Here is a 21,375-nt window from a genome sequence, read left to right on the forward strand (position 1 = left end):
GTAGAAATAGGGCGTGACCGAACTGTGGGTGGAGCGCACCGGGGTGCGCCGTTATACGGGCCGCAGCACGCGCGGTGCCGAGGTGCTGGTGGGTTCCGAGGATGTCGAGGGCGTGTTCACGCCCGGCGAGCTGATGAAGATCGCGCTGGCCGCCTGCAGCGGGATGTCCAGCGATCAGCCGCTGCGTCGCCGGCTCGGCGACGACTACCAGGCGACGATCCGGGTGTCCGGGGCCGCCGATCGAGAGCAGGAGCGCTACCCGCTGCTCGACGAAGTACTCGAAGTCGATCTGTCGGGACTCGGCGACGAGGACAAGGCGCGACTGCTCACCGTCGTCGAGCGCGCGATCGACACGGTGTGCACGGTGGGACGGACGTTAAAGTCTGGTACCGATGTGACTTTTGAGGTTTCTGAGGTGAAAAATGCTGGGGGAAAATGACGTTCGGCTCACCGCATGGGTGCACGGACAGGTGCAGGGGGTGGGTTTCCGCTGGTGGACGCGCTCGCGCGCGCTCGAACTGGGGCTGACCGGGTACGCGGCCAACAAGTCCGACGGGCGCGTCCAGGTGGTCGCCCAGGGGCGTCGGGATGCCTGCGAAAGCCTGCTTGACCTGTGGAAGGTGGGAGTACGCCCGGCCGGGTCGACAAGGTGATCTCCGACTGGTCAGAACCTGCCGACGCGATCGCGGGCTTCACCGAGAGGTGACGTTTTCGGCGGTAGGGTAACGCGTCATGCATCTGAAGAGTCTGACGCTGAAGGGCTTCAAGTCCTTCGCTTCGCCGACGACTCTGCGTTTCGAGCCGGGCATCACCTGCGTGGTCGGCCCCAACGGGTCCGGCAAGTCGAACGTGGTCGACGCCCTCACCTGGGTGATGGGCGAGCAAGGCGCCAAGACGCTGCGCGGCGGAAAGATGGAAGACGTCATCTTCGCCGGGACGTCCTCGCGGGCGCCACTCGGCCGCGCCGAGGTGACGCTGACGATCGACAACTCCGACAACGCACTGCCGATCGAGTACTCCGAGGTGTCGATCACCCGGCGGATGTTCCGCGACGGTGCCGGCGAGTACGAGATCAACGGCAGCCGTTGCCGTTTGGCGGACGTGCAGGAGTTGCTCAGCGACTCCGGCATCGGCCGCGAGATGCACGTCATCGTGGGTCAGGGCAAGCTCTCGGAGATCCTCGAATCGCGGCCGGAAGACCGTCGCGCGTTCATCGAGGAGGCGGCGGGCGTCCTCAAACATCGCAAGCGCAAAGAGAAGGCCGTCCGCAAGCTCGACTCGATGTCGGCCAACCTGGCGCGGCTCACCGATCTGACCACCGAGCTGCGTCGCCAGCTCAAACCCCTGGGACGGCAGGCCGAGATGGCCCGCCGCGCCCAGACGATCCAGGCCGACCTCCGCGATTCGCGGTTGCGGCTGGCCGCCGACGACCTCGTCGCGCGCAAGACCGAGTTCGACGACACCAACCAGGCCGAGACGACGCTGCGCCGCGAGCACGAAGAGCTCAGCGAGCAGCTGGAATCCAGGACAGTGGAACTCGACGCTCACGAGAGCGCCGTCGAAGACCTCAGTGAGCGGGCTGATTCCGCTCAACAGCGCTGGTTCCGGCTTTCCGCGCTGGCCGAGCGGGTGAGTGCGACGGTGCGCATCGCCAGTGAGCGCGCCCAGCACCTCGACGGCGAACCCGACTTCTCCGCCGGGCCCGACCCCGACGATTTGGAAGCCCAGGCAGACGCCGTCGCCGAGCAGGAACGCCAGCTGCTCGACGAGCTGGCCGAATCGCAGGCCAGGCTCGAATCGGCGCGCGCCGAACTGTCCGAACGCGAGCAGGCCGCCGCCGAAGCCGAGCGCGCGCATATGGCCGCCGCCCGCGCCGAAGCCGACCGCCGCGAAGGACTGGCGCGGCTGTCCGGTCAGGTCGACACGATGCGCACCCGGGTCGAGTCGGTCGACGAGACCGTCGCGCGGTTGACCGCGAACATCGATGAGGCCGCGGCCCGCGCCCAGCAGACCCAGGCCGAGTTCGAGACGGTGCAGGGCCGCGTCGGGGAGCTCGACGCAGGCGAGGTCGGTCTCGACGAGCACCACGATCGCACCGTCAGTGCGCTGCGGCTTGCCGATGAGCGCGTTGCCGAGCTCCAGTCGGCCGAAAGGGCCGCCGAACGGCAGGTCGCGTCTCTCCAGGCGCGTATCGACGCCCTGTCGGTGGGCCTCGACCGCAAGGACGGCGCCGCCTGGCTGCAGGAAAATCACGGCGGTGCAGGACTTTTCGGGTCGATCGCCGATCTGGTCAAGGTGCGCTCGGGGCACGAGGCGGCGATCGCGGCAGTGCTCGGCGCCGCAGCGGACGCCCTCGCGGCCGAGAACTTCGGCGCCGCGCAGGCGGCGGTCGCCGCGCTCAAGGAATCCGACGGTGGCCGTGCCGCGATCGTGCTGGGCGACTGGCCGTCTCAGGCGCCGGTGTCGGCTCAGCTGCCCGCCGGGGCGCTGTGGGCCGTGGATCTGGTGGAACCGGCACCGCGTGTGCAGGGCGCCGTCGCTGCGATGCTGGCCGGTGTGGCCGTAGTACACGACCTCGCCTCGGCACTGGAACTCGTTGCCGCACAACCACAGTTGCGTGCCGTCTCCGCCGATGGGGACCTGGTGGGGGCGGGCTGGGTCAACGGCGGCTCCGACCGGAAGCCCAGCACACTGGAGATCACCTCCGAAGTCGACAAGGCGCGCACCGAACTCGCCGACGCCGAGCGGCAGACCGGCGAGCTGTCGGCAGCACTGGCCGGCGCGCTGGCCGAACAGTCGGCACGTCAGGACGCCGCAGAGCAGGCCCTGGCCGCCCTCAACGAGTCCGACGCGGCGATCTCGTCCATCTACGAGCAGCTCGGCCGGCTCGGGCAGGATGCGCGCGCCGCCGACGACGAATGGCAGCGGCTGATCAAACAGCGTGACGAGCTCGAGGCGAGCCGCAACCGCACGGTGGAGGAGCTCGCCGAACTCGAAACGCGGCTGCACAACGCCCAGCAGGAGCCGATGTTCGACGTCGAGGTCGTCGACCGCACCGAGTCGACCGCTGCTGCCGAGGCAGCCCGGTCGGCCGAGGTCGAGGCGCGCCTGACAGTCCGCACCGCAGAGGAGCGCGCCAATGCCGTTCGCGGGCGGGCGGATTCGCTACGCCGGGCCGCGGTGGCCGAACGCGAGGCACGGGCGCGGGCCCAGCGTGCCCGCGAGGCACGCGTGCGCGCGGCCGAGGTGGCGGCCGCGGTCGCGGAATCGGGCAGGATCGTCGCGCAACGTTTGGGCGAGGCGGTGGCCGTGGCGTCGCGCATTCGCGACGAGGTCGCCGCCGAGCGCCAGGTTCGCGCCGCCGCATTGACGAAGGCGCGCGAATCGGTTGCCGAGCTCACCTCGCGGATCACCGCCCTCACCGACGCTCTGCACCGCGACGAGGTGGCCAAAGCCCAAGCGGCGCTTCGCATCGAGCAACTCGAGCAGCAGGTGCTCGAACAGTTCGGCATGGCGGTGGCCGACCTGATCGCCGAGTACGGGCCCGACGTCGCGTTGCCACCGTCCGAGCTGGAGATCGCCGAATACGAGCAGGCGAAGGAACGCGGCGAACAGGTCACCGCGCCGGCCCCGATGCCCTACGACCGGGCCACACAGGAGCGGCGGGCCAAACGCGCCGAGAAGGAGCTCAGGGAACTGGGCCGCGTGAATCCCCTTGCGCTGGAGGAGTTCGCGGCACTGGAGGAGCGCTACAACTTCCTCTCTACCCAGCTCGAAGACGTCAAGGCCGCCAGAAAGGATCTGCTCGACGTCATCGCCGACGTGGACACGCGGATCCTGCAGGTATTCACCGAGGCCTACATGGACGTGGAACGCGAGTTCACCCAGGTGTTCTCGACGCTGTTCCCCGGCGGTGAGGGCAGGCTGCTGCTGACCAATCCGGGCGACATGCTCACCACCGGCATCGAGGTCGAAGCCCGTCCGCCGGGCAAGAAGATCAAGCGCCTGTCGCTGCTGTCCGGTGGCGAGAAGTCACTGACGGCGGTGGCGATGCTGGTCGCGATATTCCGTGCGCGGCCGTCACCGTTTTACGTGATGGACGAGGTCGAGGCCGCCCTCGACGACGTGAACCTGCGCCGGCTCATCAGTCTGTTCGAGCAGTTGCGCGAGCGGTCGCAGCTGATCGTCATCACACACCAGAAGCCGACGATGGAGGTCGCCGACGCCCTCTACGGCGTGACGATGCGCGGCGACGGCATCACGACGGTCATCTCGCAGCGGATGCGCGGCCAGGAGCTGGTCGCCAGCCCGACCTGACGGTCGCCCCGTTCAGACCTCCGTCACACCGCGCTTCCGCAGCTCGGCGAGGTTGGCGGCGCCACACCCGTGCAGGCAGACCAACAGCTCCTCGATGAACCCTTGAAGCCAATCCGCAACGGCCGCAGCAGATTCGACCGCTGGAGCCAGCAGCGGGCGGGCGATCGCCACCACTTCGGCGCCCATGGCGATCGCCTTGGCGGCGTCCATGCCGGTGCGGATGCCGCCGGAGGCGACGAGCGGCATGCGCGGAAGCTGCGCTCTGACCTCGGTGAGGGCCTGAGCGGTCGGGATGCCCCATTCGGCGAGCGCGGGGTAGCGCACTTCGCCGTAGCGGACGAACTGCTCGATGCGTGCCCACGACGTCCCGCCCGCGCCGGCGACGTCGATGGCGGCGACCGGGCAGTCGGCGAGTTCGGCGACCGCCGCCGCCCCGATTCCGTGCCCCACCTCTTTTAGCATGACGGGGTAGCCGAGCGAGCCGGCGATCTCGCGCAGACGCACCATCGAACCCGAGAAGTCGGTGTCGCCGTTGTGCTGCATCGCCTCCTGCAACGGGTTGGTGTGCACGGCAAGGCCGTTCGCGCCGACCCGATCCAGCATCCCCGCAAGTACCGGCGCCGGCGACGCCTGTAGTTGGGCCATGCCGATGTTGCCGATCAGCAGCACGTCAGGAGCCGCCCCGCGGACGTCGAAGCTCGCCGCGGCGACGGCGTCGTCGATCATCACGCGCTGCGAGCCCAGCATCATGCCGACGCCGAGTTGCTGAGCTGCCGCGGCCAGGTTGCGGTTGATGATGCCCGACAGTTCGGCGCCGCCGGTCATCGCGCCGATGAGCACCGGCGCCCGCAGGCGCGAGCCGAGGAACTCCGTGCTGAGGTCGACGCCGTCGAGGTTGGTCTGGGTCAGCGCGTTGTACGGCAGCCGATAGCGCTCGAAGCCGGTGGTCAGCGTCTGGTAGTCGACCGGTTCGGTCAGGCAGACGTCGATGTGGCGGCGCTTGCGGTGCCGCAGCGCGGACCCGGGGTCAGGCGTCACGGGTTATGCCCCCTGAGACAATGGCACGGTGAGTGAGGGTCTCTGGATCGCGATCGCGGTCATCGCCGTTCTGCTCGTCGTCGCGCTCGTCGTGGGCCTGGTGCGGTACCGCCGCCGCAGGATCAGCCTGTCGGAACCGGACACTGCTACTCCCGTCGATCGCTCGGGCGGCTACACCGCCTCGTCAAGCATCACGTTTACCCAGTCGGCACCCCCCAAAGCCCCGGCGACCCCGCCCAGGGCGCCCGAGCGCCCGCAGCGGCTGGACACCAGCGGCTTACCTGCCGTCGGCGATGATGCCACCATCCCGCGCGACGCGCCCAAACGGCCCATCGCAGACGTCAGACTGCCCGAACCGCCGGTTGTCGAGCGCGAGCCCCGCGACATCCCGGCGGCGCCCGAGCCGCCGCCGGCCGAGGATCTCGTCGTACCGCCCGCGGAGGCCCCTGAGCCGGCCCGTGAGGTCGCAGAACCCGTCACCGAGGTGCAGGCCCCCGCCGCGCCGGAGATCGACACGATCGCGCCTCCGGAAGGCCGCCTCGACCGCCTGCGCGGGCGGCTGTCCAAGTCCCAGAACACCCTGGGCCGCAGCATGCTGGGCCTGCTCGGCGGCGGCGATCTCGACGAGGACTCCTGGGAAGAGGTCGAAGACACGCTGCTCATCGCCGATCTCGGGCCGGTGGTGACCGAGTCCGTCATCACCTCCCTGCGGGCCAAGATGGCGAGCAGCCGGGTACGCACGGAGGCCGATGCGCGCGCCGTGCTGCGGGAGGTGCTGATCGCCGAACTCCAGCCCGACCTGGAGCGTTCGATCCGGGCACTGCCGCACGCCGACAAGCCTTCGGTCCTGCTCGTCGTCGGAGTCAACGGCACCGGCAAGACGACCACGGTGGGCAAGCTCGCCCGCGTTCTGGTTGCCGACGGGCGCCGTGTCGTGCTCGGCGCGGCCGACACCTTCCGCGCCGCGGCGGCCGACCAGTTGCAGTCCTGGGCTTCGCGCGTGGGTGCGCAGGTGGTGCGGGGCCCCGAGGGCGCCGATCCCGCCTCGGTGGCGTTCGACGCCGTGGACACGGGAATCGCCACGGGGGCCGATGTGGTCGTGGTCGACACCGCGGGCCGGCTGCACACCAAGACCGGCCTGATGGACGAACTGGGCAAGGTCAAACGCGTGGTCGCCAAGCGCGCCGAGGTCGACGAGGTGCTCCTGGTGCTGGACGCAACGATCGGCCAGAACAGCCTGCCGCAGGCGCGCGTCTTCGCCGAAGTCGTCGACATCACCGGCGTGGTGCTCACCAAACTCGACGGGACGGCCAAGGGCGGCATCGTGTTCCGCGTGCAACAGGAACTCGGCGTCCCGGTCAAGCTCGTCGGGCTGGGGGAGGGCCCCGACGATCTGGCGCCGTTCGAGCCGGCCGCGTTCGTCGACGCGCTGCTCGGTTAGTCGCCGAATTCCGGTGTGCCGGTGTGAAATTTTCGCTGTTCATGCCGATGAAACACGAGCGTAACGGCATAGGCGTGTCCGTTCACCTGGGTGAAACACAACAGAATCACAGGTGAAACGCTTGCAAAAGAGTCTCTTCGGGAGGCCGATCACGGTCGGCCGCCATCCCAAGGAGGTTCACACAAAGTGGCATTCGGCTTACACGATGCGGTCCTGGCCATACCGGACGAGAATTTTCTGCCGTTCGCGGAGGGCGGCCTCAGCGCCGGCGACACGGCCTGGGTGCTGACATCGGCCGCACTCGTGCTGTTCATGACACCGGGGCTCGCGTTCTTCTACGGCGGCCTGTCCCGCCAGAAGTCCGTCCTAAACATGATGATGATGTCGTTCGGCTCGATCGGTGTCGTCAGCGTCATCTACGTGCTCTGGGGCTACTCGATGTCCTTCGCATCGGCGCACACCGGCGAGAGCGACTTCTTCGGGGTCTTCGACAACCCGTTCTCCCTGTTCGGCCTCAGCCAACTGACCGAAGTCCGTGAGATCGACGGCGTCGAGACCTTCGTCTCCGGCGGGTTCGGAACGGTGCCTGCCATCGTCTGGGTGGCGTTCCAGCTGACATTCGCCGTGATCACCGTGGCGCTGATCAGCGGCGCGGTCGCCGAGCGGATGAAGTTCGGCACCTGGCTGGTCTTCGGCGGGCTCTGGGTCACGCTGGTGTACTTCCCGCTGTCGCACATGGTTTGGGGTGGCGGTCTGCTCTCGGGCTCCGAAGACGGCATCGCCGCAAAGCTTTTCGGTGTCGACGAGGAAGGCGTGGCCAACGTGTCGCCGATCGACTTCGCCGGTGGCACCGTGGTCCACATCAACGCGGGCATGGCCGCGCTCGTCTTGGCGATCCTGCTCGGCAAGCGCGCCGGCTTCGGCAAGACCCCGTACCGTCCGCACAACATCCCATTCGTGATGCTCGGCGCCGCCATCCTGTGGTTCGGATGGTTCGGGTTCAACGTGGGATCCGAAGGTGCCGCCGACATGATTGCCGGCTCGGTGTGGGTCAACACCACCGCCGCCACCGCGGCCGCGATGCTGGGCTGGCTCCTCGTGGAAAGGATCCGCGACGGTCACGCCACCAGCGTCGGCGCCGCGTCGGGCATCGTCGCGGGCCTGGTCGCCATCACCCCCGCCTGCGGCTCGCTGAGCGCCATCGGGTCGCTGATCCTCGGTGCCATCGCCGGTGTCCTGTCGGCGCTCGCCATCGCGCTGAAGTACAAGTTCGGCTATGACGATTCGCTCGATGTCGTCGGCGTGCACCTCGTCGCAGGCCTGTGGGGCACCATCGGCATCGGCTTCCTGGCCCTCGAAACCGGCCTGTTCTACGGCGGCGGAATCCAGCAGCTCGTCGTGCAGGTCGTGATCGCGCTCGTCGCCGTCATCTTCACGGCCGTCTTGACCGCGATCATCGCGTTCATCGTCAAGCCACTGGGCTGGCGGGTGTCCAAGGAGGACGAGGACACTGGTATTGATGAGACCGAACACGCCGAAACGGCTTACGAGCTCGCCTGACCGGCGACAATTTGATCGGAAGGGATCATCTACACATGAAGCTGATAACAGCGATCGTCAAGCCGTTCACGCTGGAAGATGTCAAGACAGGCCTTGAGCAGACGGGCATTCTCGGAATGACCGTGAGCGAGGTGCAGGGCTACGGGCGGCAGAAGGGCCACACCGAGGTCTACCGCGGCGCGGAGTACTCGGTCGACTTCGTCCCCAAGGTCCGCGTGGAAGTCGTCGTGGACGATGCAGCCGTCGACAAGGTGGTGGACGTCATCGTGCAGGCGGCGCGCACCGGCAAGATCGGTGACGGCAAGGTCTGGGTCAGCCCGGTCGAGACCGTCGTCCGGGTTCGCACCGGCGAGCGCGGGGCTGACGCCCTTTGACCCGCATCGTGGAATGAGAGGTCGTCTCCCGGCAGTTGCGCCGTGTGAGTGCTGGATCGTCAAGTGCCGGGAGGACAACTCATGAAGGATTCGAATTCGCGGTCCGCCGCCGGCGCTTCCCGATGGGAGCGTCCGGCGGCGGTATCGTCCCGTCCGGCAACCGATCTCAAGGCCGCGGCGGAGCAGCTGCTGTCGGGTAGCGCACGTCAACTCGACTCGGCAGCGCTGCGTGAGGCTCTGCTCGATCTGCACGACTTCTGGCTCAACACCAAGGCAACCGAGATCGGGATCACCCCGACGAGTGGGTTCGCGATCGTCGCCACAGGCAGCCTCGGCCGCGGCGAGCTGTTGCCGTACTCCGACCTGGACCTGATGCTGCTGCACGACAACATGCCGGCCGAGATCGTCGCAGAGGTTGCCGAGCTGCTCTGGTACCCGTTGTGGGACGCCAACATTCGCATCGATCACAGCGTACGCACCGTGCCGGAGGCACTACGCGTCGGCGGAGAGGACATCTCCGCAGGGCTGGCGATGCTCGAGGCGCGGCACATCGCCGGAGACGGAGACCTCTCCGCACTGCTCATCGGCGGGGCGCGACGCCAGTGGCGCACCGGCATCGCGTCACGGTTCGACGAACTGGTCGAGCACACCAGGGCGCGGTGGCAGCGCAGCGGCCAAATCGCCCACCGCGCCGAGCCGGATCTCAAGTGCGGCCGAGGCGGTCTGCGTGACGTCCAACTCCTCAACGCCCTCGCCATCGCGCAACTCGCGGACGTCTACCCGAGCCGGTCGCTCGCTTCACCGACCGAAACGCTTGGTGAAGCTCATCTTTCACTGCTCAATGTTCGGACCGAACTGCACCGCGTCGCGGGTCGCGACCGCGAGCTGCTCCTCGCACAGCACGCCGACGAGATCGGCGCCTCGCTGCGCATCGGGGACCGCTTCGACCTTGCGCGCACGCTGTCCGATGCGGCGCGCACGGTCAGCTTCTACGTCGACGCCGGAATCCGGACGGCGGCAAATGCTTTGCCGCGTCGCGGGCTCTCCGCGCTGCGGCGTCCGGTGCGCCGCCCGCTCGACGAAGGCGTCATCGAGTTCGCCGGTGAGGTGATCCTCGCCCGGGACGCCCGCCCGGAACGCGACCCCGGGCTGATCCTGAGGGTCGCCGCCGCCTCTGCCACCACCGCGCTGCCCATCGCGTCGTCGACGCTGAGCCGACTTGTCGAGGCGGCCCCCGAACTGCGCACCCCGTGGCCGCGGCAGGCACTCAAGGATCTCCTGGTGATGCTCGCCGCTGGCCCGTCCGCGGTCGGCACCATCGAAGCACTCGACCGCACCGGATTGTGGGGCAGGCTCTTCCCCGAGTGGGGTGCGGTCCGCGACCTGCCGCCGCGGGATGTGGTGCACATCTGGACGGTCGACCGCCACCTCGTCGAAACAGTGTCAAGGGCAAGTGCTTTCACCACGAGGGTGTCGCGACCCGACCTGCTGCTACTGGGCGCGCTGGTGCACGACATCGGCAAGGGCCGCGGTGGCGACCACAGCGTCATCGGTTCGGAGCTCGCGCAGCAGATCGGCGGCCGGCTCGGCCTGTGGCCGTCCGACATCAGGATCCTGTCCCAGGTCGTTCGTCACCATCTGTTGTTGCCGCACACCGCGACCCGGCGCGATCTCCAGGATCCGGCCACCATCGCCGCGGTGGTCGATGCGCTCGACGGCGATCTGGTCGTCCTCGAACTGCTCCACGTGCTCGCCGAGGCGGATTCGCTGGCCACCGGTCCGGGTGTGTGGGGTGACTGGAAGGCCTCGCTGATCGGCGACCTGGTCCGCCGCTGCCGGCTCGTGATGGCGGGCGAGCCGCTACCACATCCCGATCCCGTCGAGCCCCGGTTCCTTTCGCTCGCACGCGGCGGGGTGCACGTCGAGCTGACCCCTGCCGACACCGCGCACATCTTCAACGTGACCATGATCGCGCCCGACAGCCGCGGGCTGCTCTCGAAAGCCGCCGGGGTGCTGGCGCTGAACTCACTGCGCGTGCACTCTGCGTCGGTCAACGGACATGAGGGCTCCGCCATCAACACCTTCGTGGTGTCCCCGCACTTCGGATCGCCGCCCGCGGCCGAACTGCTGCGCCAACAGCTGATTTTGGCCATCGACGGCGATCTCGACGTCGTGGCTGCACTGGAGAAGAAGGAGGCGGAGAGCGCGACCACGGGCCGCGCCGGCGAAGTCCGCGCCGCTGTCCCGATCAACGCTCCCGCCGCACCGCCGCGGGTGCTGTGGCACGACGGCGCCGCCGCCGGACGAGCCGTCGCCGAGATCCGTGCCACCGACCGCGCGGGGCTGCTCGCCGTGCTCACCGGCGTCTTCGAACGCGCGGGAGCCGACATCGAGTGGGCGAAGGTGACGACGTTGGGGTCCTCGGTGGTGGACGCCTTCGGAATCGTGCTGCCCGACGCCACCACCGAGGTACGGCAGAACCTGGAGCGTGAACTGTTCGCGGTGCTGCCCGCTCCGCCGCCGCGGCCGAAGCCGGTCGAGGAGGCCAGCTGATCAGATCGGGCAGGCCTGCGGCGGCTGGTCGGTACGTTCCGGGCGGTCGGCGATGGCGCGGTCGGGCAGCCAGATCACGAACGTGCTTCCGGCCCCGAAAGTGCTGAACAACGCCATCTTTCCCTCATGGCTCTCCACGATCTGCCTGGCGATCGCCAGCCCTAGGCCCGACCCGCGGCCTCCTCTTCTCTCGCTGGCCGTGCCGCCCTGGCGGAACCTGTCGAACACCCGCTGCTGATCGCCCTCGGCGATACCGGGTCCCTCGTCGCGCACCGCGATCCACGCCCAGCCGGCGCTGCTCCCGCTACCGATGGTCAATTCGGAATCGCTGGGCGCCAGGCGGATTGCGTTCGACAGCAGATTGGCCAGCGCACGGGCGAGGGATTCCGGGTCGGCGTAGACGACCGGCCCGGGGGAGAGCCTGGTGGTGACCCGCAGCGGCCGTTCGGCCGCGAGGAGACGGTGCTCGTCGACGACTTCGCCGACGAAGGTGCTCAGGTCGACCTTCTGGTCGGCGAAGGATCCCGACCGGCGGCGGGCGGTGGCCAGCAGATCCTCGAGAAGCCGCGACATCCGAGTGGTGGCTCGCGAGATGACGGCCAGCGCGTGCGCGCGTTCCTCCGCTGTGGCCCGCTCATCGGCGAGGACCGCTTCGACGTTGGCCTGCACCACCGCGACCGGGTTACGCAGTTCGTGCGAAACATCTTCCACCAGAGCGCGTTCGGTGCGGAAAGCGTCGTCGAGCCTGTCGAGCATGCTGTCGATGGTGTCGGCCAGCGTGCGCAGTTCGTCTTTCGGGCCGGTGGCGTTGATGCGCTGCGAGAGATCGCTGGCCGAAAGACGATTGGCCGTGGCGGTGATCTCGCCGACCGGACGCAGAAGGCGCCCCGCGACAAACCAGCCGACGACGAGGCTGACGAGGAAGATGACCCCGAGAGCCAGCATGGAGTAGTTGCGCAAGCTCTCCAGCGTCGAGTAATTGACTGCGCGCTGGACACTTTCGAGGTCCGCCGCCTGGAAGCTCTCACCGACGCGGTAGACCATGGTGCCGTCGGACTTGCGGTCGAACTTCTTGACGGTCACCGGGTCCAGCGGCGCGGCGTCGATCGTGGCGGTCAGCGCCAGGTACACCCCGGCGAGGATGGCCGCGGAGATGGCCGACAACCACAGCGAGGTGGTCAGTGCCAGCCGCACGCGGATGGTGCGCATCAGGACGTTTTCGTCGAGGGCTGCTCCGCGGGAGTGCGGAGCCGGTATCCGCGGCCGACGAGTGTGTGCAATACCTGCTGTTCGCCGCCGACGGTGAGCTTGCGGCGCAGCGTCCCCACCGTCACCCGCACGGTCTGGGTGAACGGGTCGGCGTTCTCGTCCCAGACGTGTTCGAGGATCTGTTCGGCGGACACGACATGGTCAGGCCGTGTCATCAGATAGCGCAGTACCGAGAACTCCTTGAGTGTCAGATCGACCTCCCGCCCGCCGCGGCGCACGATCTGGCGCGCGGTGTCGACGGAGATGTCGCCGAGCCGCAACACCGACGAGTCGCCGGAGACCTCGCGGCGAAGGACCGCGCGCAGCCTGGCCGTGAGCTCCGCCAGCGCGAACGGCTTGACGATATAGTCGTCCGCCCCTGCGTCGAGGCCGCGGACCCGGTCGGGCAGGGTGCCCCGCGCCGTCAGCATGACAATGCGGATCTCGCGTCCCACCGGCGAGGCGAGGTCGCCGGTCCGCAACCGGCGGGCCAATTCGAGCCCGTCGCCGTCGGGAAGGTTGACGTCGACGAGCGCCACGTCGTAGGCGTTCACGGTGAGCCGCTCGACAGCCTCGGCTTCGGTCATGGCGGCGTCGACGGCGTAGCCCTCGCGCTGTAGGCCGATGCGGAGGGCGCTGACCAGCCCTTCTTCGTCCTCGACGATCAGAATCCGCATGTACGCCGAGGGTAGCGCCGCGACCGCGGACCGACCACTGTGCTTTCGGTCCGCTTTCGCCGCAGTTTCCTGGGGTTTTCGCACCGCGATGGTCGACTGGGGGCCATGAGCAACAACGAGGGCGAACACAGCGCGGGGGCGCTCATCGAACGCGCCCTGTTCGAAATGAAACATGTTGTCGTCGGCCAGGACTCGATGTTGGAGCGGTTGTTGGTAGGGCTTCTCGCTGGCGGCCATGTGCTGCTCGAAGGTGTCCCGGGGTTGGCCAAGACCCTGGCGGTACGCACGGCGGCGACCGTGGTCGGCGGGACGTTTCACCGGTTGCAGTTCACACCGGATCTGATGCCTGCCGACATCCTCGGCACCCGGGTGTGGAGGCCGTCCACGGAGACCTTCGACATCGAGTTGGGGCCGATCTTCGCCAACCTGGTGCTCGCCGACGAGATCAACCGTGCGCCCGCAAAGGTGCAGTCGGCGCTTCTGGAGGCGATGGCCGAGCGCCAGGTCAGCATCGGCGGGCGCACGTTCGCGCTGCCGGAGCCCTTCCTCGTGCTGGCCACCCAGAACCCGATCGAGACCGACGGCGTCTACCACCTGCCGGAAGCCCAACGCGACCGCTTCCTGCTCAAGATCGACCTGACCCACCCCAACGAACTCGAAGAGTTGGCGATCCTAGCCAGGATGGGAGCACAACCACCCACGGCCCGAGCGTTGATGACCCCCGCCGACGTGCTGCGCCTGCAACGCATCACCGAGCAGGTGTTCGTGCACCACGCGGTCGCGCATTACATCGTGCGGCTGGTGATGGCGACCCGCGAGCCCGCCGAGTACGGCGCCGCCGCGATCGGAGGTGTACTCGACTACGGTGTCGGGCCCCGCGGATCGTTGGGGCTGCTGTCTGCGAGCCGGGCGCTGGCGATGCTCAGGGGGCGCGATTACGTGCTGCCCGCCGACGTCGCCGACATCGCCCCCGACGTGCTCGCCCACCGGCTGGTGCTGACGTTCGACGCCGTCGCCGACGGTGTGGACCCGCGATCGGTCGTCGCGCGCGTCCTGCAATGCGTTGCTCCGCCTCAGATCGCGCCCAACAGCCACGACCTCGCCGAGGTGGCGTCGTGAGCGGGTACCCGTGGCGGGCGCTCGACCTGCGGGTGCGCCGACGGGTGGACAGCCTGATGGCGGGGGACCACGAGGGGCTGCGGCTCGGTGTCGGCACAGAGCGCGAGGAGCTCGCCCGATATCAGCCGGGAGACGATGTGCGCCGCATCGACTGGAACATCACTGCGCGCGCCGGCGAGCCGCACGTCTGGCGGCCCCGCGCGGACAACCGGCTCGACACCCAGGTGCTGGTCGACATGACGCCGAGCATGGCGTTCGGCACCGTCGCCGACGAGAAGGCAGAGCTGGCTGCACGGATCGTCGCGGCGCTCGGCTTGCTCACCGATGCCCCGGGAAACACGTTGGGGATGGCCACCTTCGGACCCGACGGAGTCCGCTGGTATCGCCCCGAGCGCGCGCGGCTCGCTGCGTCGAGAGCAGCGCGGACGCTTACCTTCGGCGGCGCCCGCAGCGGCGCCGGTTCGCCCACGCTCGCGGGCGCATTGGCGGCGTTCGGTACGCGCCGGGGTGGCCCGGGTCTGCGGGTCGTCGTATCGGACTTCCTGGAGCCAAACGGTGCCAACGAGGCTCCCTTCGACTGGCAGGTGCCGCTGCGCAGACTGGCCGCACGCCACGATGTCGTCGCCGTCGAGATCCTCGACCCCCGCGAACTCGACCTCCCCAACGTCGGCGCCGTGACGCTCGTCGATCCCGAGTCGGGACGTCAGCGTCAGGTGTGGACGTCCGACGCAGGGCTGCGCAGACGCTATCGGGAGGCGGCCGCCGCTCACCGGAGTGCGGTGGCCGCGGCGATCGCCGCCTCGGGCGCCGACCACCTGCGGGCCTCCACTGCCGGCGACTGGGTGCGCGACCTCGCGAAGTTCCTGCGCGAACGGCAGCGCACGATGCGCACCACCCGGGGAAGGGGCCGGCGGTGACGTTCCTGTTCCCGCTCGGGCTGCTGATGCTCCTGCCGGTCGGCCTCCTCGCGGCGACCTACGTCGTCGCCGTCCGTCGACGCCAGCGCTACGCGGTCCGCTATGCGGCACTTCCGCTGCTGGACAAGGTGATTCCGGAACGTCCGAAGTGGCGGCGCCATCTACCCGCGGTGTTCCTGCTCGCGGCGTTCACGCTGTGTGCGCTCGCTGTCGCGCGGCCCGAGATGCCGGTGCGGGTGCCCTACGAACGCGCCACCATCATGGTGGCGATCGACACGTCGGAGTCGATGCGCGCCGAGGACGTGAGCCCCGACCGGCTGACGGCAGCGGTGGCCGCCGCTGGTGACTTCATCGATCAGCTACCGCCGACGTTCAACGTGGGGGTGGTGACGTTCGCCGGGACGACGGCGGTCGTGCATGCGCCCGACACCGACCGTGAGTCGGCCAAGGACAGCCTGCAGATGCTGACGACGCAGTCGCGGACGGCGATCGGCGAAGGCGTGTTCACCTCGCTCGATCAGATCCTGGCGATCACCCAGGAACCCGAGGAGGGTCAGGACCGGGTGCCGGCCCACGTGGTGTTGCTCTCCGACGGCACCAACACCAGCGGTCGCGACACCGATGACGCCGCGCTCGCGGCGGTCGCAGCGGGAGTGCCGGTCTCGACCATCGCCTACGGAACACCCGATGGCGTCTTCGACAGCGGCGGCTACGAGGTGCCGGTGCCGGTGGACTCAGAGACGTTGGCAGCGCTGGCAGAAGCGACCGGCGGTGTCGCCTACTCCGCGGAGAGCAGTGATGAGTTGGACGCGGTCTACCGGGACATCAGCACCTCCATCGGCTGGCGCACCGAGTGGCGCGAGGTCACCCCGCTGGTGGCGGGTATCGCTCTGGTCTGCGGCATCGTCGCCGCCGGCCTGTCCATGCGCTGGTTTGCCCGCCTCGTCTGACAGGAGCACCCATGACCTTCGAACAGCGCTTCGACCTCGGCGGCAGGCCCTCAGGTCCGACGTTCCTGCCGCCGGCGACGACGGCCGCCGCATCACCGCGGCCCGAGCCGGCCGCCGCTGTCCCGACGCGGGTTCACGTCGGGACGGCGCCCCAGGCCGCGCCGCCGGTACCTGACCCCCTCGCGGTACCGGCGGCGCCCCGGCGTTCCGGGGTGTCGGCGCTGCTCGTCGGTGCCTGCCTGCTTGTCGGTGCGGCCGCGGGTGGAGGCGCGGGCTTCCTGGCGGCCGACACCGACCGGGGACCCGTCTTCCGACAGAGCTTGCCGTCGGCGGCCGCGCCGGCGGCGCAAGGCGGCAGCACCCAGAGCGCGTCTCAGGCGCTTCTGCCCAGCGTCGTCCAGATCAGCGCGGGCAACAGCATCGGATCCGGCTTCGCCATCGACGCACAGGGCCGGATCATGACGAACAGTCATGTGATCGACGGCTATTCGCGGGTTCTGGTCAGGATGGCCGACGGTCGGCGCAGCGCCGCGCGCGTCGTGGGAACCGATCCCGCCACGGACGTCGCGGTGCTCGAGATCAGCGGTACGCCGCCGCCGGCCGCGGCGCTGGGGGTCAGCGACGGCCTGGCCATCGGGCAGCCCGTCATCGCAGTCGGCGCGCCGCTGGGGCTCAACAGCACGGTCACGGCCGGCATCATCAGCGCCGTCGACCGGACCGCCCGCCTGGGCCCCAGCCCTGGCCAGCAGCTGTTGCAGACCGACGCGTCCATCAACCCGGGGAATTCGGGAGGGCCGTTGGCCAACCTCGACGGCCAGGTGATCGGCATGAACACTGCGATCGCCACCGTCGGCGGCCCGGAGGCCGGCAACATCGGCATCGGGTTCGCCGTGCCGATCGACCGTGCCGTGGAAGTCGCCGGCCAGATCATCCAGAACGGCTGAGTGCGCAGTAGCGCCCAGGTCAGGGCTTCCCGGCACCCGCGATAGGCTTGGCCTCGTGTTTGAATCCCTGTCCGACCGGTTGACCGGCGCCCTTTCGGGCTTGCGGGGCAAAGGCCGGCTGACCGATGCCGACATCGACGCCACCGCGCGCGAGATCCGACTTGCACTGCTGGAGGCCGATGTCTCGCTGCCTGTCGTGCGCGAATTCATCGGGCGCATCAAGGACCGCGCCAAGGGCGCCGAGGTGTCCGCGGCGCTCAACCCCGCGCAGCGGGTCGTCAAGATCGTCAACGAGGAGCTCATCGGGATCCTCGGCGGCGAGACGCGCCAGCTGTCGTTCGCCAGGAACCCACCGACGGTCATCATGCTGGCGGGTCTGCAGGGCTCGGGCAAGACCACCCTGGCGGGCAAGCTGGCGAAATGGCTCAAGGGGCAGGGGCATACGCCGCTCCTGGTGGCCTGTGACCTGCAGCGCCCCGGCGCGGTCAATCAGCTGCGGATCGTCGGCGAGCGCGCAGGAGTGCACGTCTTCGCCCCGCATGCGGGCACGGTCGAAGGCTCCGACGACACGGCCCCCGGCGATCCCGTGGCCGTGGCCGCCGGCGGCCTTGCCGAGGCCAGGTTTAAGCACTACGACGTCGTCATCGTCGACACCGCCGGCCGGCTCGGTATCGACCAGGAGCTGATGGCTCAGGCGGCGGCGATCCGCGACGCCGTCAATCCCGACGAAGTGCTGTTCGTCCTCGACGCGATGATCGGCCAGGACGCCGTGACCACCGCCGACGCCTTCCGCGAAGGCGTCGGATTCACCGGCGTCGTGCTCACCAAACTCGACGGCGACGCCCGCGGTGGTGCCGCGCTGTCGGTCCGGGAGGTCACCGGCCAGCCCATCATGTTCGCGTCGGCGGGGGAGAAGCTCGAAGACTTCGACGTCTTCCATCCCGACCGGATGGCCAGCCGGATCCTGGGCATGGGTGACGTGCTGACCCTCATCGAGCAGGCTGAGCAGGTCTTCGATGCCGAGCAGGCCGAGGCCACCGCCGCCAAGATCGGCAGCGGCGAGCTCACCCTTGAGGACTTTCTCGAGCAGATGCTGGCGATCCGCAAGATGGGCCCGATCGGCAATCTGCTCGGGATGCTGCCGGGGGCGGGGCAGATGAAGGATGCGCTGGCTGCTGTCGACGACAGCCAGCTCGACCGGGTGCAGGCGATCATCCGAGGGATGACTCCGCAGGAGCGGGCGGACCCCAAGATCATCAACGCCTCCCGGCGGCTGCGCATAGCCAACGGCTCCGGAGTCACCGTCGCCGAGGTCAATCAGCTCGTCGACCGGTTCTTCGAAGCCCGCAAGATGATGTCGCAGATGGCCGGACAGATGGGAATGCCGTTCGGGCGCAAGAACTCTCGCAAGGCTGCGAAGGGTAAGAACAAGCAGGCAGGCAAGAAGAAGGGCGGCAGGGGGCCGACGCCCCCCAAGAACCGCAACCCGCTCGGCGCCGGAATGCCGGGCATGGCGGGGATGCCCCCCGGATTCCCCGACCTGTCGAACATGCCGAAGGGGCTCGACGAGCTGCCGCCGGGTCTTGCCGACATCGACTTGTCGAAGCTGAAGTTCCCGAAGAACTAGCGATGAGCACGCCTCTGCGCGTCCGGGGCCGTGGTTTGCCCGACGGCGAGCCCGTCGAATGGTGGATCGTCCAGGGGCGCCTGTCCGCTGAACCCGTGGCCGGCGCCGAGACGGTGTTCGATGGCGGCTGGGTGCTTCCCGGTCTCGTCGACGCCCACTGTCATGTCGGGTTGGGGCCCGGCGGAGAGATCGAACTCGACGAAGCCGTCGCGCAGGCCGAGACCGAACGCGGCGTCGGCGCGCTGCTGCTACGCGATGCCGGATCACCCACCGACACACGCAGTTTCGACGATCGACCGGACCTGCCGCGGCTGATTCGGGCGGGACGCCATCTGGCCCGCCCGAAGCGGTATCAGCGCGGCTTCGCCTCAGAACTCGACGAGCAGTGGCAGCTGCCCGACGCGGCGGCGCAGCAGGCCCGGTGGGGCGACGGCTGGGTGAAGCTGGTCGGGGACTGGATCGACCGCGAGACCGGGGACTTGGCGCCACTGTGGTCCGACGATGTCCTCCACGCTGCGATCGACGCCGCACACGCCAACGGCGCCCGCGTCACCGCCCACGTGTTCGGCGAGGATGCGTTGGCCGGTCTGATCAAGGCGGGCATCGACTGCATCGAGCACGGCACCGGCCTCACCGAGGACACCATCGACCTGATGGTCGAGTACGGCACCGCCCTGGTTCCGACGTTGATCAACATCGAGAACTTTCCGGACATCGCCGCAGCGGCGCACAAGTATCCGGACTACCAGAAGCACATGCGGTCGTTGTACCAAACCTGCTCGGCCAGAATCGGTGCCGCCCGTGAAGCCGGGGTGCCGATCTACGCGGGCTCGGATGCGGGCAGCGCGGTCGCGCACGGCCGAATCGCCGAGGAGGTCGACGCGCTCAAGGGGATCGGGATGTCACCCACCGAGGCGCTCGGCGCCGCGTGCTGGGACGCCCGTGAATGGCTGCGGCGGCCTTCCCTCGAACACGGCGCATCGGCCGACCTGGTGTGCTTCGCCGAGGATCCGCGCACGGGGGCCGGCGTGCTGGGGAACCCGGCCACGGTGATCCTGCGCGGAGTCGTCTATTGACATGGCGCGCTTCGTCGATCTGAGCCACCGCATCCGGGCCGGTCTCATCACTTACCCGGGCCTGCCCGCACCTGTCATCACTGCTCACCTGACCCGCCATGACTCCCGTGAGAAGTACGCTCCCGGAACCGAATTCGCGATGGACATCATCACGATGATCGGCAACACCGGCACCTATCTGGATTCGCCGTTCCACCGGTACGCCGACGGGGCCGACCTCGCGGGCCTGGACCTCGCGACCCTGGTGGGACTGCCCGCTGAGGTGTTCCACCTCGAAGGAGTGCGCGCCATCACCGTCGCTCATCTCTCGGGTCGTGAGGTGCGCGGCTGTGCTGTCCTGCTGCACACCGGATGGGACAGGCACTTCGGCTCCGAGGCATACGGTTCGGGTGCGCCGTTCGTGACCGCCGAAGCGGCGCAGTATCTCGCCGACGCGGGCGCCGTCCTCGTCGGGATCGACTCGGTCAACATCGACGACACCGAGTCGGGTGGCCGGCGCCCGGTGCATACGCTCCTGCTCGGCGCCGGGGTGCACATCGTGGAGCACCTCACGAACTTGGGCGCCTTGCCCGAGACGGGCGCGCGGTTCACCGCGGCTCCGCCCGCCATCGAAGGTTTCGGGACGTTCCCGGTGCGCGCGTTCGCCGAAGTGGAGGATTGAGCCGATTACGTGACGCCGCGGCGATTTTCGGGACCGAATTGCGCCACTACGTCACGCAAATCCCTACGGCTGGCTGAATCCGTAGTCCAGCAGGTCGATCGCCTGCCCGTACAGGTCGCCGCTGCCGTACATCTGCACCACGACCAGCCGCCGGTTCCCGCGTTGTGCCGCACCGACGTAGGTCTTGCGGGCGAGGTTGGTGAAACCGGTCTTGCCGCCGAGATCACCCGGATAGCGGCTCAACAGCTCGTTCTGGTTGTGGAGCGTCTTGCCCGGGAACGGAGCCGACGGCGACCGCATGATCTGGGCGATCAGGGGATATTTCAGCGCCGCGCGCATGATGACCGCCAGATCGTGTGGCGTCGTGACCGATTCCCACCCCGGACCGTCCAACCCGGACGTCGACGACGCCTTGGTGCTGCGGGCGCCGACAAGGGCGGCCTTGCGGTTCATCGCGGCGACGGCGACCTGTTGCCCGCCGAGCATGTCGCCCAGCATCGTCGCGGCGTCGTTGCCCGAGACCATCAGGATCGCCGCCACCAGTTGAGCCGTGGTGTAGGCCTGCCCGGGTTTGAGTCCGACACAGGAACATTCGATTTTGGTGTGAGACTCGTTGGCCCGCGCGAAGTTGTCGGGGCGGAGATGATCGAGCACGGTCATCGCGAGCAGCACCTTGATCGTGCTCGCGGGAGCGTAGGTGCCGTACGGGTCCTTGCTGGCGAGCACGCGGCCGGTGTCCAGGTCGGCGACCAGCCAAGCTTTGGCGGGGCCGTCCGGAAGGGGTTGTGCCGCAGCCGGTTCGACAGCCGGTTGAGCCAGGGCCGTAGGTGCGATGGACACCGACATGGCAGGTAGCAGCGCGCCGAGGGCGAG

General features: G+C 68.8%; 17 protein-coding genes and 1 pseudogene. 14 read left to right on the forward strand and 4 right to left on the reverse strand.

What is annotated here, in order from left to right; all coding sequences use genetic code 11:
• Positions 1–13: 13 nt before the first annotated feature.
• From ACAG24_RS14810 to smc, 3 genes and pseudogenes are all read left to right on the forward strand, one after another.
• A complete protein-coding gene (locus tag ACAG24_RS14810) occupies positions 14–439 on the forward strand; it encodes an OsmC family protein (RefSeq protein ID WP_370472972.1) in 426 nt (141 codons plus the stop codon).
• A pseudogene (locus ACAG24_RS14815) lies at positions 423–706 on the forward strand (acylphosphatase). Before ACAG24_RS14810 ends, ACAG24_RS14815 begins: the two are co-directional and overlap by 17 nt.
• Positions 707–732: 26 nt before the next feature.
• Complete coding sequence (gene smc, locus ACAG24_RS14820; protein ID WP_370472973.1) at positions 733–4,317, forward strand: chromosome segregation protein SMC; 3,585 nt, start codon at positions 733–735, stop codon at positions 4,315–4,317.
• A gap of 12 nt (positions 4,318–4,329) precedes the next feature.
• Here smc and fni read toward each other — a convergent pair whose 3' ends face one another.
• Entirely contained in the window at positions 4,330–5,355 is a 1,026-nt protein-coding gene (fni, locus tag ACAG24_RS14825; protein ID WP_370472974.1) for a type 2 isopentenyl-diphosphate Delta-isomerase, read from the reverse strand.
• A 28-nt stretch (positions 5,356–5,383) separates the two neighbouring features.
• Between fni and ftsY the strand changes: the two genes are divergently transcribed.
• The 4 genes from ftsY to ACAG24_RS14845 all read left to right on the forward strand — a co-directional run bounded on the left by ftsY (position 5,384) and on the right by ACAG24_RS14845 (position 11,283).
• Positions 5,384–6,796, forward strand: a complete 1,413-nt coding sequence (ftsY, locus tag ACAG24_RS14830) for a signal recognition particle-docking protein FtsY (protein ID WP_370472975.1) — start codon at positions 5,384–5,386, stop codon at positions 6,794–6,796.
• A 186-nt stretch (positions 6,797–6,982) separates the two neighbouring features.
• Entirely contained in the window at positions 6,983–8,356 is a 1,374-nt protein-coding gene (locus ACAG24_RS14835) for an ammonium transporter (RefSeq protein ID WP_370472976.1), read from the forward strand.
• A 35-nt stretch (positions 8,357–8,391) separates the two neighbouring features.
• Entirely contained in the window at positions 8,392–8,730 is a 339-nt protein-coding gene (locus ACAG24_RS14840) for a P-II family nitrogen regulator (protein ID WP_011779408.1), read from the forward strand.
• An 81-nt stretch (positions 8,731–8,811) separates the two neighbouring features.
• Positions 8,812–11,283, forward strand: a complete 2,472-nt coding sequence (locus ACAG24_RS14845) for a [protein-PII] uridylyltransferase (RefSeq protein WP_370472977.1) — start codon at positions 8,812–8,814, stop codon at positions 11,281–11,283.
• On the opposite strand, the gene ACAG24_RS14850 is transcribed toward ACAG24_RS14845, so the two are convergent.
• Together ACAG24_RS14850 and ACAG24_RS14855 are read right to left on the reverse strand one after the other, a co-directional pair.
• Positions 11,284–12,492 (reverse strand): HAMP domain-containing sensor histidine kinase, encoded by a 1,209-nt coding sequence (locus tag ACAG24_RS14850; protein ID WP_370472978.1) that lies wholly within the window; start codon positions 12,490–12,492, stop codon positions 11,284–11,286. It lies immediately after the preceding gene.
• Entirely contained in the window at positions 12,492–13,208 is a 717-nt protein-coding gene (locus ACAG24_RS14855) for a response regulator transcription factor (RefSeq protein ID WP_370472979.1), read from the reverse strand. Before ACAG24_RS14855 ends, ACAG24_RS14850 begins: the two co-directional genes overlap by 1 nt.
• Positions 13,209–13,313: 105 nt before the next feature.
• Between ACAG24_RS14855 and ACAG24_RS14860 the strand changes: the two genes are divergently transcribed.
• Genes ACAG24_RS14860 through ACAG24_RS14890 form a run of 7 tightly spaced genes read left to right on the forward strand, consistent with a single transcriptional unit; the run spans position 13,314 to position 20,502 of the window.
• Positions 13,314–14,327, forward strand: coding sequence for an AAA family ATPase (locus ACAG24_RS14860; protein ID WP_370472980.1), 1,014 nt, complete (start codon positions 13,314–13,316; stop codon positions 14,325–14,327).
• Positions 14,324–15,244, forward strand: a complete 921-nt coding sequence (locus ACAG24_RS14865; protein WP_370472981.1) for a DUF58 domain-containing protein — start codon at positions 14,324–14,326, stop codon at positions 15,242–15,244. The genes ACAG24_RS14860 and ACAG24_RS14865 overlap by 4 nt, the downstream gene beginning before the upstream one ends.
• Positions 15,241–16,194 carry a VWA domain-containing protein gene (locus tag ACAG24_RS14870; protein ID WP_370472982.1) on the forward strand — a complete coding sequence of 318 codons (954 nt, stop codon included), beginning with the start codon at positions 15,241–15,243 and terminating at the stop codon, positions 16,192–16,194. Before ACAG24_RS14865 ends, ACAG24_RS14870 begins: the two co-directional genes overlap by 4 nt.
• Before the next feature lie 11 nt (positions 16,195–16,205).
• Positions 16,206–17,138 carry a S1C family serine protease gene (locus ACAG24_RS14875; RefSeq protein WP_370472983.1) on the forward strand — a complete coding sequence of 311 codons (933 nt, stop codon included), beginning with the start codon at positions 16,206–16,208 and terminating at the stop codon, positions 17,136–17,138.
• Positions 17,139–17,193: 55 nt separating this feature from the next.
• The gene (gene ffh / locus ACAG24_RS14880) at positions 17,194–18,765 is read left to right on the forward strand and encodes a signal recognition particle protein (protein ID WP_370472984.1); all 1,572 of its coding nucleotides are present in this window, start codon (positions 17,194–17,196) and stop codon (positions 18,763–18,765) included.
• Positions 18,766–18,767: 2 nt separating this feature from the next.
• Positions 18,768–19,841, forward strand: a complete 1,074-nt coding sequence (locus ACAG24_RS14885) for a metal-dependent hydrolase family protein (RefSeq protein ID WP_370472985.1) — start codon at positions 18,768–18,770, stop codon at positions 19,839–19,841.
• Position 19,842: 1 nt separating this feature from the next.
• Positions 19,843–20,502, forward strand: a complete 660-nt coding sequence (locus tag ACAG24_RS14890) for a cyclase family protein (RefSeq protein ID WP_370472986.1) — start codon at positions 19,843–19,845, stop codon at positions 20,500–20,502.
• Between the two features lie 63 nt (positions 20,503–20,565).
• Here ACAG24_RS14890 and ACAG24_RS14895 read toward each other — a convergent pair whose 3' ends face one another.
• Complete coding sequence (locus ACAG24_RS14895) at positions 20,566–21,348, reverse strand: D-alanyl-D-alanine carboxypeptidase family protein (RefSeq protein WP_370473089.1); 783 nt, start codon at positions 21,346–21,348, stop codon at positions 20,566–20,568.
• Between the last annotated feature and the right edge of the window lie 27 nt (positions 21,349–21,375).

Source organism: Mycobacterium bulgaricum (assembly GCF_041287165.2).
GTDB lineage: Bacteria > Actinomycetota > Actinomycetes > Mycobacteriales > Mycobacteriaceae > Mycobacterium > Mycobacterium bulgaricum.